The organism is Rhizobium sp. BR 362 (genome assembly GCF_036528765.1).
Taxonomy (GTDB): Bacteria; Pseudomonadota; Alphaproteobacteria; order Rhizobiales; family Rhizobiaceae; genus Rhizobium.
In genome coordinates this window covers 43,080-57,968 of sequence record NZ_JARWGH010000023.1, presented here as the reverse complement: position 1 = coordinate 57,968, position 14,889 = coordinate 43,080, and the positions used below count along the sequence as shown (strand labels likewise).

Sequence of the window (14,889 nt, the reverse complement as noted above, 5' to 3'; positions counted from 1 at the left end):
GGCGACGCTCACACGTTGAGCAGAAGGAACTCCCGCTCCCAGGGGCTGATCACCTGCATGAAGGTTTCGAATTCCCCGCGCTTCACGCCGGCATAGATACCGATGAAATCCTTGCCGAAGACCTCCTCGAAGGCCGGCTCGTCCTCCATCAGCGCGATGGCTTCGAGGAGGCCGCGCGGCAGATCGATGGAGCCTTCGTTGGCGGAATCCTCGGTCGGTGCCGTCGGCTCCACCTTTTTCATAATACCGAGCAGGCCGGAGGCAAGCGAGGCAGCGAGCGCCAAATAGGGATTGGCATCCGAGCTCGGCAGCCGGTTCTCAACGCGCCGCGCCTGCGGATCCGAAACCGGGACGCGGAAGGCCGTGGTGCGGTTGTCGTAGCCCCAGGCATTGTTGACCGGGCAGGACATGTTCGGCGCCAGCCGGCGATATGAATTCACATATGGCGCGAGCATAGCCAGCGAATTCGGCACGAAGCGCTGCATGCCGCCGATAAAATGGAAGAATTCCGGCGAGGGACTGCCATCCAGATTGGTGAAAACATTCTTGCCGGTGACGATATTGACGACGGATTGATGGATATGCATCGCCGAGCCGGGCTGGCTCTGCATCGGCTTGGCCATGAAGGTCGCGTAGATGCCGTGCTTCAGTGCCGCTTCGCGAATGGTGCGCTTGAACATGAACACCTGGTCGGCAAGCTCGATCGGATCGCCATGGCGCAAGTTGATTTCGAGCTGCGCCGGGCCCTCTTCATGGATCAGCGTGTCGATCTCGAGGCCTTGCTTTTCCGAGAAGTGATAGATGTCGTCGATCAATTCGTCGAATTCGTTGATGCCGGCAATCGAATAACCCTGGCCGCCGAGGATAGAACGACCCGAACGGCCCTTCGGCGGATGCAGCGGATAGTCGGGATCGTCGTTCTTGGCGACGAGATAGAATTCGATCTCGGGTGCCACGACCGGCTTCCAGCCGCGCTCGCGATAGAGCCCCATGATGCGCTTCAACACGTTGCGCGGGGTGTAGGAGACTTCCTCGCCATCGGAATTCACGATGTCGCAGATCACCTGCGCCGTCGGATCGCTCTCCCAGGGCACGACGGAGAGCGTCGAAAGATCGGGCACCAGCTTCAGGTCGCTGTCGCGCGGCTCGTAGCGGAAACTTTCGGTCTCCTCCGGATATTCGCCCGAAATCGTGTGACGATAGATCGCAGAAGGCAGGGCAAGCGAGGTGTTGGAGGTGAATTTCGACGTAGGCATCATCTTGCCGCGCGGCACGCCGGCAAGGTCCGGCGTGATGCATTCTATGTCTTCGATCCCGCGCGCCCGCAGCCATTGAGCCGCTTCCTTCCAATTTGCCACCCCGCGCGCCGATCGTAAGCTTGGGGGAACTGTTGCGACTTTCGAGACCGGCATGGAAGCTTTCAGCGGGGCCTTTTTCGCGGGCATAAAACACCGTATTTGCGTTGATCGGTGACTGCATCATAACGGTAGTTTGCCAATTGGCGAGGGGAAAACCGCTGCGCTTTTCGCCATATGATGGAAAACGACGATGCGGCGCAGCAATGGGTAAAGGAATGAAACGTGGCCGGCAAATATGATGTGATCGTTCTCGGCGCAGGTGCTGCGGGTATGATGTGCGCCATCCGCGCAGGCCAGCGCGGGCGCTCTGTGGCCGTGCTCGACCACGCCGTCGCGCCGGGCGAGAAGATCCGGATTTCCGGCGGCGGCCGCTGCAATTTCACCAATATTCATGCCGGCCCGAAGAATTTCCTCTCGGCCAATCCGCATTTCGCCAAGTCCGCCTTGGCGCGCTTCACGCCCAAGGATTTCCTGACCATGGTCGAAAGCCATGGCATTGCCTGGCATGAAAAGACACTCGGTCAGCTTTTTTGCGACAACAGCGCCAAGGACATCATCCGCATGCTGACCGACGAGATGCGCGCGGTCGGCGCGGAGTTGCGGCTGCGCACCGAAATTGGCGGCATCGAGCCGGTTGCCGGCGGAGGCTATAGGATCGCCACATCTGACGGCGCCCTGGAGGCAACTTCTCTCGTCATCGCCACCGGCGGCAAGTCGATCCCGAAAATGGGCGCCACCGGCTTTGCCTATCGCGTCGCCGAGCAGTTCGGCCTGCCGGTCGTCGAGACGCGTCCCGGCCTCGTGCCGCTGACCCTCGATCCCCAGCTTCTCCAGCGTCTGGCGCCGCTTGCCGGCATCGCCGCGCCCGCTGAAATCCGCCATGGCAAGACGGCCTTCCGGGAGGCCCTGCTTTTCACCCATCGGGGTTTAAGCGGTCCGGCAATCCTGCAGATCTCCTCCTACTGGCGGGAAGGGGACGAGATCACCGTCGCGATCGAGCCCGACATCGACATTTTCATCACCCTGAAAACAGCACGGCAAGCCAATGGCCGGCAATCGGCGCAAACGGCTCTGGCGGAAATATTACCGAAGCGGCTGGCGCAGCATTTCGCCGAGGGGGAAGGCATGTCGGGCAATATGGCCGATCAGCCCGACAGACGCCTGCAGCAGCTCGCCGCCGCCGTGCAGGCCTGGCCTGTCAAGCCGTCTGGCTCCGAAGGCTACCGGACGGCAGAAGTCACCCTTGGCGGCGTCGATACCGCTTGCCTCGATTCGAAAACGATGCAGGTGAAAACCATGCCCGGCCTCTTTTTCATCGGCGAATGCGTCGATGTTACCGGGTGGCTCGGCGGCTATAATTTTCAATGGGCATGGGCCTCAGGCCATGTCGCCGGCGAAGCGGTTTGAAGTCCGTTTAACGTCACACGCAGCCGGGCAACAGAAGCATCGCCATCGTGGCGTTGCGGAGGTAGAACTGCCGGGAAAGAATCCTACGCCTTTCGGATAAACATTCGCAAGGTGCGACAATTGCGGCTAGGCTCTGGTTCCGGCGTTTTCCTTTCCTACATCTTTATTGTCCACATTGGCAGTTGCCGGAACGACCTTTTGCCGGTTATCGTGTCAGTGCGAAATTGGGATTTAGGCTCATGAATAGAACACAACGTCGCGCTCGCGCCATTGCAATTGCTCAAACCCGTGACAATGCCAAGTTGGTAGCCGCCCGGCTGCTGATGCTGGCGACCGGCGCCACGGCAGCCTGCATTGCCTACCTTGCGGTGCGCAGTTTCTGATATCATAGGCCTGATCGTTCGGCCGTCGTCTTCCCGGCGGCCGCCACGTGTGCATACGCCTGACATCCTCTCGGCAGAAGCTCCATATTCCCCAATTTTCAAGGCTTTTCCGGGTTCTTAAGGACCTTGCGGCTCATCGCCACGCTCCCTTATCCGAAAATTAATCAATCGAACTCACAATCCGCGAAGATTTTCCTGGGGCGTGCTTCTACAACGTAGAGCCGAAGCAATGATTGCCACCCGACATGGTTGGGGACCCCGCCTGCGAATATTTCAAGATTGATGTTTGTGCATCCGGTCAGCGCCGTGGCGGCGCCGGCAGGGGGAGTGCGGTGTATGAGAGGTCAGAGCCACGATGTTCATTGACAAGATCCTGTCCCGTTTCAAGATCAAGACGAAGGTTCTGATCTTCGTCCTGCCTTTCGTCATCAGCATTTCCGCCGTCGGCCTCACCGGGCTCTACGCTTCGGGCCTGCTGCAGGGGCGTATGGAAATTTCCAACAGCGTGCTGCAATCGCTGACGGGCTTCAAGAACCTCTACGGTTCGATGGATGACTTCCTGCGCATTACCAACGAACAGCAACGCGACAAGCTCTATCAGGATATCAAGTCGCAGCAGAGCGTTCTGAACGCAACGATGGCCCAGCTCGGCACGGAAGCGGAGGGCCGGGACAATCTGATGGATGCGACGACCAAGACCGCCGACACGTCGAACGTGGTTGCCAAGCTCTGGGCGTTGCACGAGCAGGAAGTCGCCCTTCGCAAGGTGATCGACGACGCGCAGAGAGCGCTGATCAGCGCCCGTTTCAATGTCGATTACGATGGCCAGCAGTTGGAAGACCAGATGCGCAAGGATCAGGCCGACGCGACCGCGACGTTGCGCGCGGCCGACCGCCTGCTGAAGGGCGGCGATACGCTCGTCTCCGTTGCTGAAGATTTTAACAAGGCCGCAGCGCCTGCCGACAAGGTCAAGGTGCTCAAGGACCGGATGCCTGACCTCAACAAGGCGCTCCGGGCGATCGATCTTGCCGTGCCGCAGAACCAGAAAAGCGTCGTGCAGTCGCTGGCCGGCACCATCAAGGATCTCGGAGCGTTCACCGAAAGCACGGATGCTCCGACAGACGATACCGTCACCGCCATCGGTCGGCTGCTCTCCCGTTTCCGGCAGATGTCGACCTATACGCAGCTTGCGGCAACGCAGATGATGCGCCAGGCGACCACCACCTTCGTTCAACTCGACGCCCGTGTCGTTCAGACCAATTCCGTTCTGCAGGATACCCGCCGTCTGGAAGCTTCGGTCTATTCGCTGCAGCTCGTCCTTGCCGACTTCACCGCCAATACCAACAAGGACAATCTCGTTCGCCTGCGCCAGGAAGTCTCTAAGCTTGGCGGCGATATGAATACGCTGAACCAGAGTGCCAAGGGCATGGATTTCGCCGGCGATATCGACAAGGCCATCCGCCCGGCCATCAAGTCGATGGATGAAGCCGGCGGCAAGCTGGTCGATACCATCGGCCAGCGCATCAACGAATATGCCAGCGCCCGCCAGCAGCTCGATCAGGTCTGGGGTCAGCTCACCGCCTTTGCCGAAACCCAGAAGCAGAGCGCCGGCACCGAACGCGACCAGGCGAATTACATCTCTATCCTTGCCACCACGCTCGGCATCATCCTCTCGGTCGCCGGCGGCATCGCGCTGGTCCTGACCCTGCAGCGTCCGATCGGTCAGATCACCGCCGCTATGCGCCGCATCGCCGACGGCATGCTGGAAACCGCGATTTCCGGCGAGCAGCGCCACGACGAAATCGGCGACATGGCCCGTGCACTCGGCATCTTCAAGGAAAACGCGCTTTCGAAGATCCGCATCGAGGAGCAGAGCGACGAGGAGCGAACCGCCGCCGAGCATGAGCGCCAGCGCAACGATGCCGAAAAGCGCGAGCTCGACCGTCAGATCGACTTCGCCGTCAGCGAGCTTGCCGCCGGGCTCGAGCGCCTGGCTCAAGGTGACATCTCTTCGGCGATCGAGACGCCCTTCATCGGCCGCCTCGAGCAGCTCCGCCAGGATTTCAACAGCTCGCTGTCGCGCCTGCAGCAGACGCTCAGCCAGGTGCGTGACAATGTCGAGATGATCCAGAGCAACGGCAGCCAGATGGCAGCCTCTGCCGAGGACCTGTCGAAGCGCACCGAGCAGCAGGCGGCCGCGTTGGAAGAAACCGCTGCCGCCGTGGACGAGATCACCGTCACCGTCCGCTCGTCCGCCGAGCGCGCCAAGGAGGCCGATGCGATCGTGCGCGAAGCCAAGCGCAGTGCAGACGACAGCTCCGTCGTCGTGGGTAACGCCATCGACGCGATGGGCCGTATCGAAGACGCATCACGCCAGATCGAGCAGATCATCGGCGTCATCGACGAGATCGCCTTCCAGACCAACCTTCTGGCATTGAATGCCGGTATCGAAGCTGCCCGCGCGGGCGAGGCCGGCAAGGGCTTTGCCGTTGTCGCCATGGAGGTGCGCGAGCTTGCGCAACGCTCCGCCGCCGCGGCGCAGGAGATCAAGGGGCTGATCAACAAATCAACGCACGAGGTCAATTCCGGCTCGCAGTTCGTGCAGGAGGCCGGCTCGGTACTCGCTCAGATCAGCGGCCAGATCGTCACCATCAGCCAGCATGTGGAAATGATCGCGCGCGCCAGCCACGATCAGGCAAGCGCGCTGCAGGGGGTCAACTCCTCAGTCAACCAGATGGACCAGATGACGCAGAAGAATGCCGCCATGGTCGAAGAAACCACGGCGGCCAGCCGCGAACTGGCCACCGAAGCGGATGCGCTGCTCTATCTCATCCAGCAGTTCAAGATCGAGGGCGGGCAGGGCGTGGGCTACATGCGGGCAGAAGCCGCCTGACCGGAGCAACTGTCACTATCACAGGCGGACCGGCCGATATCAGGCCGGTCCGCTTTTTTCGTTTTGAGCCATGCATAGCCGGCGTCGAGCGCGTTTCCGAACCAGGTAAACAGCGCCAGGGAGTCACGGCCATATTCCCGGTAGAACGCGTCCTCGTTGCGGCGCCATTGCGCATGGCGGACGTCGTTCTCCAGTTGGATAATTCTAGCCAAAGCGATGCAGTCGATCATGGGAAGTCTCCATATTGAGAGGCATCCTTTCAATTACACAGAGGAATTTTCTTTATAAACCGCCGTTTTCGCCTTATGTCTTTCAGTCATGAAAAACGCTGCGTGGGATTCCTATCAACTTTTCCTCGACGTTGCTCGCGGCGGCGGGCTGACGGGCGCAGCATCTTCAAGCGGGTTGAGCCCGGCAACGATCGGCCGGCGCATGCTCGAATTGGAGAGCCAGATCGGACGCTCGCTGTTTCAGCGCAGCCAGACGGGCTATGTGCTGACCGGCGATGGCCAGGAACTATTCGACCAACTGCTGGAGATGGAAGCGGCCGCACGCAAGATCGAAAGCTGGCAGCGTGACGCCCAGGGTGCCTCAATCGTCCGGATCGCGGCGGGCACCTGGGTCGGCTGGCTGCTCAGCCAGAACATGCCGTCGATCTGCTCCGAGCGGGACGGCTTCCGCATCGATCTGCATCTCGCCGAACGCCGTGCCAGCCTTGCTCATCGCGAAAGCGACATCGGTATCCGTGCCTTCGAGCCGGAGGAGATCAATCTGGCGGCTGTCAAGACCGGCGATGTCGCCTATGCCGCCTATCAGGCCCGCAACATGCGCTTCGCCGGGCCGAGGCGCTGGATCGCCGTGGCGGAAGAGGATGCGATCTCCGCCTATTTGCGCTGGCCGCACCAGAACCAGCGCGAGGCAATCGCGGTAACGGTCAACCGGCCGCGCTCACTCTATGATCTCGTGCTGGCGGGAGCAGGCATTGCCGTTCTCCCCTGCTTCGTCGGCGATCTGGAGCCACGGCTGGAGCGGGTCGGCGACGAGGTCGCCTCGTTGCGTCACGGGCAGTGGATCGTCATGAACGACGCCGACCGCCACCGCCGCGAAATCCGCACCGTAGTCGATCGCATGACAAGGCTGCTGAAAAGCCATGCCGATCTCTTCGCCGGGAACCGCCCGACCTACATTTGAACACCGGCGGTGCGTCGCCGCCGGCATCTTAGTCCCGAATGAGGGCTATGTTCAGCGGGCAGCATCGCCCCAGCGATATTCCACCGTCGCGTCGTCCAGCTTTGCCTTCAGCGCCGGATCGAGCTTGAGGTCGATGGCGGCGAGCGTGTCGGTCAACTGATCCGGGCGGCTGGCGCCGATAATGGCTGAGGTGATCACGGGATTGGCGGCCACCCAGGCGACTGCGAGCTGGGTGAGCGAATGGCCGGCCTCGTCGGCAATGCCGCGCAGCTTTTCGATCGTTGCGAACTCGCGTTCGTGCCAGTAGCGCTCCAGATAGGTGGTGCCGGCATTGCGCAGTTGTGCGCTGAAGCGGCCTTCCGTCGGCGCGACGTCGCGCTTGTGTTTGCCGGTCAAAAGACCGCCGGCGATCGGATTGTAGGGCATGACGGCGATGCGCTGTTCTTCGGCGAGCGGCAACAGCTCGCGCTCGATCTGGCGGAACAGCAGATTGTAGCGCGGCTGCACCGAGACGAAGCGGGCAGTTCGCAGGAAATCGGCGCGGCCGAGCGCCAGCGCCAGCCGGTAGGCAAGAAAATTCGATACACCGACATAGCGCGCCTTGCCCGAGCGCACGATGACGTCGAGTGCCTCCAACGTCTCGTCGATCGGCGTTTCGCGGTCGTCGGAATGGAGCTGATAGAGGTCGACATAGTCGGTGCCGAGACGCCGCAGCGATGCATCGATGGCATCGAGAAGGTGCTTGCGCGATGCGCCCTGATCCCAGGGAGATGGGCCGACCTTGCCGACGGCCTTGGTTGCGACGATGAAGCGGTCGCGTTTGCCCTTCAGCCAGCGGCCGACGATCTCCTCGGTGCGGCCGGCAAGCTGTTCGCCGCCGCCCAGCGGATAGACGTCGGCGGTGTCGATGAAGTTGACGCCGGCATCGGTTGCCTTGTCGAGAATGGCATATGCGATGTCTTCCTGCTCGATCTGCAGGCCGAAGGTCATGGTGCCGAGGCACAGGCGGGAAACGCTAAGACCGGTATTGCCGAATTTTTGATACTGCATGATGGAAACTCTTGGAATGGTGCGGGTTGATTTTGCCCTTGGGCAGGGCGGCGAAAGCTGGCGGGAGGCTATTCATAGGATGATACGGGCCGATGGTAGCAAAGCTCATTCCGGCATTCACGCAGGAAGGAAGGCTCGCGTTCACAATCGCGTGCGCGTGGATATGGCCGCTTTCGCGACGTGACTGCCCATTTTCGGTAAATCCGCCAAAGTTTATAATGCCTTGCTTTTCCCCTTGTGGCCTTCGGAATTCCTTTCTAGTCTGACGGGAAAAACAGAGGGTTGGGTATCGCCGGGATGCCCTGGAACAAAATAGGAGAGATCATGAAGTCCATGTTCGCACGGCTCGCAGCAACGGCGTTCGCAGCCGTTTCGCTGGTGACGGCGGCCCAGGCCGAAGACAAGGTCGTCAATATCTACAACTGGTCGGATTATATCGATGATTCGATCCTGGCCGATTTCACCAAGGAAACCGGCATCAAGGTCGTCTACGACACGTTCGATTCCAACGAAACGCTGGAAACCAAGCTACTGGCGGGCAAGACCGGCTACGACATCGTCGTGCCGACTGCGGATTTCATGCAGCGCCAGATCAAGGCCGGCGTGTTCCAGAAGCTCGACAAGTCGAAGCTGCCGAATATCTCCAATATGTGGGACATGGTGATGAAACGCATCTCCACCTACGATCCCGGCAACCAATACGCCGTCGACTATATGTGGGGCACCAACGGCATCGGCTACAATGTCGACAAGGTGAAGCAGATCCTCGGCACCGACGATAAGCCGACGCTCGACGTAATCTTCGACCCGAAGGTCGCTGCCAAATTCAAGGATTGCGGCATCTACATGCTCGATGCGCCGAAGGACGTCATCCCGACGGCGCTGGCCTATCTCGGTCTCGATCCGAACTCGACCAAGCCTGAGGATTTCAAGAAGGCTGAAACGCTTCTGACGTCGATCCGGCCCTTCATCCGCAAGTTCCATTCGTCCGAATACATCAATGCGCTCGCCAACGGCGATATCTGCCTCGCCTTCGGCTATTCCGGCGACGTATTGCAAGCCCGCAACCGCGCCGAAGAGGCAAAGAACGGCGTCCATGTCGACTATTCGATCCCGGCACAGGCGCAGATGTGGTTCGACGTCATGGCAATCCCCGCCGATGCGCCGCATGTGGCCGAAGCGCATGCGTTCCTGAACTACATCATGAAGCCGGAAGTCATCGCCAAGGCCAGCAACTTCGTCGCCTACGCCAATGGCAACAAGGCGTCGCAGCAGTTTGTGAACAAGGAAGTCCTTGAGGATCCCGCGGTTTATCCAACCGATGAGATCATGAAACACCTATTCACGGTGACGCCGTGGGATCCGAAAACGCAGCGCGTGGCGACGCGCTTGTGGACCAAGGTCGTGACCGGTCAATAAGTCAGACAAAGGCCCGGACGGAAACGCCCGGGCCTTTCCTTAGTACAGTGAGCCAGGTGCGGCAGTCCTGGATGGAATAGTATGAAATCTGAAGCGCTACCGGATGGGGAAAAGCCGGAGCGGCATCTTTCGGGGATAGATGATGAAGTCTCTTGGCAATATCCGGCGTTCCTTCGCTCCTTGGGCCGATCCGTCGGCAAAGCCTTATATTTCGTTCAAGAACGTCACCAAGAAGTTCGGCGATTTCACTGCCGTCGACAATCTTTCCCTGGATATCTACAACCGCGAATTCTTCGCCCTGCTCGGCGCATCGGGCTGCGGCAAGTCCACGCTGCTGCGCATGCTCGCCGGCTTTGAGCAGCCGACGACAGGCGAGATCGTGCTGGACGGCCAGAACCTTGCGGGCACGCCGCCCTATCGCCGTCCCGTCAACATGATGTTCCAGTCCTACGCGCTCTTCCCGCATATGACGGTGGAAAAGAACATCGCCTTCGGGCTGCGCCAGGACGGCATGCCGAAAGCGGAGATCGCCGAGCGCGTCGCGCAGATGCTGAAGCTCGTGAAGCTGGAGCAATTTGCCAAACGCAAGCCGAACCAGCTCTCGGGCGGCCAGCGCCAGCGTGTGGCGCTCGCCCGCTCGCTTGCCAAGCGCCCGAAAGTGCTGCTGCTCGATGAGCCGCTCGGCGCGCTCGACAAGAAGCTGCGCGAAGAGACCCAATTCGAGCTGATGGACCTGCAGCAGAGCCTCGGTCTCACCTTCGTCGTGGTCACGCACGATCAGGAGGAAGCCATGACAATGGCTGATCGCATCGCGGTGATGAGCCATGGCAGGGTCGTGCAGGTGGCGACGCCGGCGGAGATCTATGAGGCTCCCAATTCCCGTTTCGTCGCCGACTTCATCGGGGACGTGAACATTCTCGATGGCAATGTCACGCGCGCAAATGGCGGCACGGTCGAGATGGCCGTCGACAATGGCTTCACCTTGCGCACGGCAACCGGCGAAATGCCCACCGAAGGCAGCCGCGCAGGTTTTGCCATTCGGCCGGAAAAGCTGCGTGTCACACCGCGTCCGCCCGCCAACGCCTCGGTCAACGCGGCAGAAGGCGAAATCTGGGATATCGCCTATCTCGGCGACATGACGGTCCTCCACGTCAAGCTGAAGAGCGGACAGGTGGTGAAGGCCTCGTCGCTGAACGCGGTGCGCGCCGTGGAGGAGCCTTTCGCCTACGATCAGGACGTCTGGGTCTCCTTCGATGAAAATGCCGGCGTGCTGCTGAAGGATTGATCATGAAGACGCTCGGCTCTTCCATCTACCAGCGCCTCGTCATCATCGTTCCCTATGCCTGGCTGCTGATCTTCTTTCTCGCGCCCTTCCTGATCGTCTTCCGCATTTCCCTGTCGACGAAGGCGCTCGCGGTTCCGCCCTATGATCCATCTTTCAATTGGACGGACAGTTTCAGCGATTGGTGGGACAAGCTGCAGAGCATGTCCTTCGACAACTACATCTGGTTGGCCGGCGATCCGCTTTATTTCAATGCCTATGTGCAGAGCCTGAAGATTTCAGGCATATCGACGATCCTGACGCTGATCATTGCCTATCCCATCGCCTATGGCATGGCGCAGGCGCCGCGCAGCATCCGCCCGACGCTGTTGATGCTGGTCATCCTGCCGTTCTGGACGAGCTTCCTGATCCGCGTCTATTCCTGGATGTCGATTTTGAGCACCAGGGGTTTGCTCAATCAACTGCTGATGACGCTCGGCATCATTCATGAGCCGCTGGTGATCCTGAATACCAATACGGCTGTTTATATCGGCATGGTCTATTCCTATCTGCCCTTCATGGTGCTGCCGCTCTATTCCTCTCTGGAAAAGATGGACGGCACGCTGATCGAGGCGGCGCAGGATCTTGGCTGCACGCCGATCGGCGCTTTCTGGCGCGTGACCTTCCCTTTGTCGGTCCCCGGCGTCATCGCCGGCTGCATGCTCGTTTTCATCCCCGCAGTCGGCGAGTTCGTCATCCCAGATCTGCTCGGTGGTTCCGAAACGCTGATGATCGGCAAGGTGTTGTGGAGCGAGTTCTACGGCAATACCGACTGGCCGCTGGCGTCCGCAGTGGCAACCATCCTGCTGCTCGTGCTGGTGGTGCCTATTGTTTTCTTCCAGCACATCCAGGCCAAAGCCGATGAGAAGGGGAGATAGGTCATGAGCCGCTGGTCTCGCTTCAACATCGTATCCGTGACACTCGGCCTTGCCTTCCTGTATTTGCCGATCCTGCTGCTGGTCATCTATTCCTTTAACGCCTCGCGGCTGGTCACGGTCTGGGGCGGATTTTCGACGCAATGGTACGGCCATCTGCTTCGAAACAACGATATGCTCAACGCCGCATGGCTCACCGTGCGCATCGCCGTGTTTTCGGCGACGATCGCGACCGTGCTCGGCACGCTGGCGGCGCTGACGCTGGTGCGTTACACGCGCTTTCGCGGACGCATCCTGTTTTCCGGCATGATCTATGCGCCGCTGGTCATGCCTGACGTCATCACCGGCCTGTCGCTGCTGCTGCTCTTCGTCACCGCCGGCCTCGACCGCGGCTTCTGGACGATCGTCATGGCGCATACGACGCTGACCATGTGCTTCGTCGCAGTCGTCGTGCAGTCCAGACTGTTAAGCTTCGATCGCTCGATCGAGGAGGCGGCGCTCGATCTCGGCGCGCCGCCCGTGCGCACCTTTTTCGAGATTACGCTGCCGATCATCGCGCCGGCCGTATTCTCCGGCTGGGTGCTGGCACTGACGCTGTCGCTCGACGACCTGGTGATCGCCACATTTGCTTCGGGAGCTGGCGCCAAGACGTTGCCGATGCTGATCTACAGCCAGGTAAAGCTCGGCGTGACGCCCGAGATCAACGCGATCTGCACCATCCTGATTGGCATCGTCACCGTCGGGGTTATCTTCGCCTCCCTCGTTACCAAGCGCCGCGAGGTGCAACGCCAGAGGGACGAGCAGGCCGCCGCCGCGGCATAGGGCAAAAGCCAGCCGCAGGCGCCTAGAGCAATTCCAGGAAAAGTGCGAAGCGGTTTTCCGTCCGGAATTGCGCAAAAACAAAGAAATAGAGCGGGAAAGCGATTCCGTGAAACGCAGAACCGCTCTATTGTTGCTGCGACTGATGGCCGGGTTTATGCAGCAGCGTCGTGACCGGCGAGATCACCGGGTCCGGCCAGGTGCCGCCGATGAAAAAGGGCAGCATCGGCAGCTCCGCCGCGTTGGCCGGGTTGCTCGCCTGCATCGTGCCCGACAGCGCCAATCCGTTGCTGCGGAAGGGAATGACGCCGTTCAGCATCACCGTTTCGTTGCGTCCGACGATCTTGGCATCGTGAACCTCGACCGATCCCTTGGCAAAGCTTGCATCGACATCGAGGCTGTCGAAATCGAAGGATGTATCGCCAATGTCGCTCATCCGGAAAAAGGCCTTGTCGGAGGCAAGCGCGCGGAAGGCGGAGATGTTGAACTGCCGGAAGGAGCCGGTGGCCGAGGTGAAATGCATCTTGCCGGCAACATCGCTGAGAGTGGCAGCCCAGATCGGCTTCGAAGTGCTGAGCGAAAGATCCAGAGATCCGGTCGTCAGAGGCAGGGGTCCGGCGAGATTAAGCCGGGTGAAAAGCCCGCCGAAATCGGCATCGTGGATGGATATCTGCAATTTGCCACCGCCATCGAAGTCGCCTTGCGTGACCTCCAGATGCGAGATGAGCTCACCACCCTCGAAACCGCTGTCGCCGATATCGAATTTTGCCTTGCCGCCCGCAACCAGCAGGCTTGCGCCGATATCATCGAACTGGAAGGGGCCGAGCGCGGCTTTATTCGACGAGAGTCGCATATCCATATCGAGGCGTTGCAGCGGATTGCCGTTGAGCAATGCGTCGATCGCGGTATCGGCGGCAAGCCGCATGGAGAAGGCCGCCAGAAAGGGATTGAGATTCATCTGGTCGAAGGCGAGCGTTCCGGAAATCTTCGGCTTGCCAGCCTTCGAATAGCTCAGATCCATGACGCCGGACGCGGCGGACTCGTTGACCTTGAAGTTCAGATTATTGAAACGCAGGCCGTTCGGGATTGCGGCGACATCGGCATTGAGAGAAACGTTCCGCAGCGTATCGGCGGCCGGCAGCCGTTCTCCGCTCCAGGCGAGGAAAGAGGGCACATTCGGCACGCTCAGATCCAGATTTCCGGCGAGCGCCGAGAGATTGGAAATACTGGTGGCGCCGGAATAGGTCCAGTTGATCAGGGGCGAGGAGAAGCTTGTTTTCGCATCGACGCTTTTGCCGGCAAAGAGCAGCAGCGGCTGGGCGGAATTGAAATCGATCTTGACATCCTGACCGTTGAGCCGCGCCAGGATGACGGCAGTCATCGCCCCGGACAGGCGCGGCCAGGAGATGTCCGCATTCACGCTGCTCATCTTGTAAATATTGCCGCTGCGATCGTCCGTCATCTCGATGCGGCCGTCCTCGATGGTCAGCATGCCGATGACGGCATCCTGATCCCTGCTCATCGGCATATTCTGGTTGGAGGATGTCTCCACCCGTTCGATGGCCTTGGACAGCAGCCCCTCATTCGTCCAGTCGATCAGACCGGTCTCGTCGCGCCGGATGTAAATGACCGGCCTCAGGAAATGGAATTCATGAAAATGCGCGCGCCCGCGCAGCGCCGCAAACAGCGAGAAGTCCGCCGAAAGGCTGTCGACATGGCCAAGCACCTTGCCGTTTTTAGCCGGTTCGCGGATGGTAACCTGATTGAGCGTCACGCGCGGCGTCGGCCAGAATTCCAGCGTCGGAGCGCCCTCGATCTGAGCGCGATATCCCGTCCAGTCCGACAGCGCGTCCTCGATGCCGGCACGTACCAGGCCGCTGGAAATCAGGAAAGGAGCGGTTGCTCTGAAAACCGCAAAGACGATGATGAGGGTGAGAAGGACAATACCCGTAGTACGCGCAACGGCAGGTAGCCAGCGCGATGCCGATCGCATCGTCATCAGCCACTTCTTATTCCTTGACGCTCTCATGATCCAACTCAGACTTTCATACTGATAGCGCTGATATGCCTGCGTTTGCCGGATATAGGAAATGATCGGCGGATGCAAACATTGTACAGCGGGAATACCGACAACTCAGTGACTTTATAATGCGCTGCAGCATGGTATATAAGC

At 60.1% G+C, this 14,889-nt stretch carries 12 protein-coding genes; 8 read left to right on the top strand and 4 right to left on the bottom strand.

Going from position 1 to position 14,889, the window contains the following annotated elements; translation table 11 throughout:
* Positions 1-8 precede the first annotated feature (8 nt).
* Complete coding sequence (locus tag QDY28_RS22545) at positions 9-1,445, bottom strand: glutamine synthetase family protein (RefSeq protein ID WP_331383845.1); 1,437 nt, start codon at positions 1,443-1,445, stop codon at positions 9-11.
* A 135-nt stretch (positions 1,446-1,580) separates the two neighbouring features.
* Here QDY28_RS22545 and QDY28_RS22540 point away from each other — a divergent pair, with 135 nt between their 5' ends.
* The 3 genes from QDY28_RS22540 to QDY28_RS22530 all read left to right on the top strand — a co-directional run bounded on the left by QDY28_RS22540 (position 1,581) and on the right by QDY28_RS22530 (position 6,041).
* Positions 1,581-2,765 (top strand): NAD(P)/FAD-dependent oxidoreductase, encoded by a 1,185-nt coding sequence (locus QDY28_RS22540; RefSeq protein WP_331383844.1) that lies wholly within the window; start codon positions 1,581-1,583, stop codon positions 2,763-2,765.
* A gap of 239 nt (positions 2,766-3,004) precedes the next feature.
* Positions 3,005-3,148, top strand: a complete 144-nt coding sequence (locus QDY28_RS22535) for a hypothetical protein (RefSeq protein ID WP_331383843.1) — start codon at positions 3,005-3,007, stop codon at positions 3,146-3,148.
* Between the two features lie 355 nt (positions 3,149-3,503).
* Positions 3,504-6,041 carry a methyl-accepting chemotaxis protein gene (locus QDY28_RS22530; RefSeq protein ID WP_331383842.1) on the top strand — a complete coding sequence of 846 codons (2,538 nt, stop codon included), beginning with the start codon at positions 3,504-3,506 and terminating at the stop codon, positions 6,039-6,041.
* Here the strand turns inward: QDY28_RS22530 and QDY28_RS22525 are convergent.
* Positions 6,017-6,271 (bottom strand): hypothetical protein, encoded by a 255-nt coding sequence (locus QDY28_RS22525; RefSeq protein WP_331383841.1) that lies wholly within the window; start codon positions 6,269-6,271, stop codon positions 6,017-6,019. The two genes, QDY28_RS22530 and QDY28_RS22525, sit on opposite strands and share 25 nt — an antisense overlap.
* Before the next feature lie 88 nt (positions 6,272-6,359).
* On the opposite strand from QDY28_RS22525, the gene QDY28_RS22520 reads away from it, so the two are divergent.
* Entirely contained in the window at positions 6,360-7,232 is an 873-nt protein-coding gene (locus tag QDY28_RS22520) for a LysR family transcriptional regulator (RefSeq protein WP_331383840.1), read from the top strand.
* Between the two features lie 51 nt (positions 7,233-7,283).
* Here QDY28_RS22520 and QDY28_RS22515 read toward each other — a convergent pair whose 3' ends face one another.
* A complete protein-coding gene (locus QDY28_RS22515; protein ID WP_331383839.1) occupies positions 7,284-8,282 on the bottom strand; it encodes an aldo/keto reductase in 999 nt (332 codons plus the stop codon).
* A 333-nt stretch (positions 8,283-8,615) separates the two neighbouring features.
* Between QDY28_RS22515 and QDY28_RS22510 the strand changes: the two genes are divergently transcribed.
* From QDY28_RS22510 to QDY28_RS22495, 4 genes are all read left to right on the top strand, one after another.
* Positions 8,616-9,701: a polyamine ABC transporter substrate-binding protein gene (locus QDY28_RS22510; protein WP_331383861.1), complete on the top strand. Its 1,086-nt coding sequence runs from the start codon at positions 8,616-8,618 to the stop codon at positions 9,699-9,701.
* A gap of 142 nt (positions 9,702-9,843) precedes the next feature.
* Positions 9,844-10,986, top strand: a complete 1,143-nt coding sequence (locus QDY28_RS22505; RefSeq protein ID WP_331383838.1) for an ABC transporter ATP-binding protein — start codon at positions 9,844-9,846, stop codon at positions 10,984-10,986.
* A gap of 2 nt (positions 10,987-10,988) precedes the next feature.
* Positions 10,989-11,900: an ABC transporter permease subunit gene (locus QDY28_RS22500; protein ID WP_331383837.1), complete on the top strand. Its 912-nt coding sequence runs from the start codon at positions 10,989-10,991 to the stop codon at positions 11,898-11,900.
* A gap of 3 nt (positions 11,901-11,903) precedes the next feature.
* On the top strand, positions 11,904-12,719 hold the full coding sequence (locus QDY28_RS22495) for an ABC transporter permease subunit (protein WP_331383836.1): 816 nt from the start codon (positions 11,904-11,906) through the stop codon (positions 12,717-12,719).
* A gap of 124 nt (positions 12,720-12,843) precedes the next feature.
* Here the strand turns inward: QDY28_RS22495 and QDY28_RS22490 are convergent, their stop codons facing one another.
* Positions 12,844-14,745: an AsmA family protein gene (locus QDY28_RS22490; RefSeq protein ID WP_331383835.1), complete on the bottom strand. Its 1,902-nt coding sequence runs from the start codon at positions 14,743-14,745 to the stop codon at positions 12,844-12,846.
* Positions 14,746-14,889 lie beyond the last annotated feature (144 nt).

Bases quoted from the DNA above. Each gene is read 5' to 3' on its own strand.
- QDY28_RS22545 (WP_331383845.1), bottom strand. From the start codon at position 1,445: ATGCCCGCGAAAAAGGCCCCGCTGAAAGCTTCCATGCCGGTCTCGAAA.
- QDY28_RS22535 (WP_331383843.1), top strand. From the start codon at position 3,005: ATGAATAGAACACAACGTCGCGCTCGCGCCATTGCAATTGCTCAAACC.
- QDY28_RS22530 (WP_331383842.1), top strand. From the start codon at position 3,504: ATGTTCATTGACAAGATCCTGTCCCGTTTCAAGATCAAGACGAAGGTT.
- QDY28_RS22525 (WP_331383841.1), bottom strand. From the start codon at position 6,271: ATGATCGACTGCATCGCTTTGGCTAGAATTATCCAACTGGAGAACGAC.
- QDY28_RS22520 (WP_331383840.1), top strand. From the start codon at position 6,360: ATGAAAAACGCTGCGTGGGATTCCTATCAACTTTTCCTCGACGTTGCT.
- QDY28_RS22515 (WP_331383839.1), bottom strand. From the start codon at position 8,282: ATGCAGTATCAAAAATTCGGCAATACCGGTCTTAGCGTTTCCCGCCTG.
- QDY28_RS22510 (WP_331383861.1), top strand. From the start codon at position 8,616: ATGTTCGCACGGCTCGCAGCAACGGCGTTCGCAGCCGTTTCGCTGGTG.
- QDY28_RS22505 (WP_331383838.1), top strand. From the start codon at position 9,844: ATGAAGTCTCTTGGCAATATCCGGCGTTCCTTCGCTCCTTGGGCCGAT.
- QDY28_RS22500 (WP_331383837.1), top strand. From the start codon at position 10,989: ATGAAGACGCTCGGCTCTTCCATCTACCAGCGCCTCGTCATCATCGTT.
- QDY28_RS22495 (WP_331383836.1), top strand. From the start codon at position 11,904: ATGAGCCGCTGGTCTCGCTTCAACATCGTATCCGTGACACTCGGCCTT.
- QDY28_RS22490 (WP_331383835.1), bottom strand. From the start codon at position 14,745: ATGAGAGCGTCAAGGAATAAGAAGTGGCTGATGACGATGCGATCGGCA.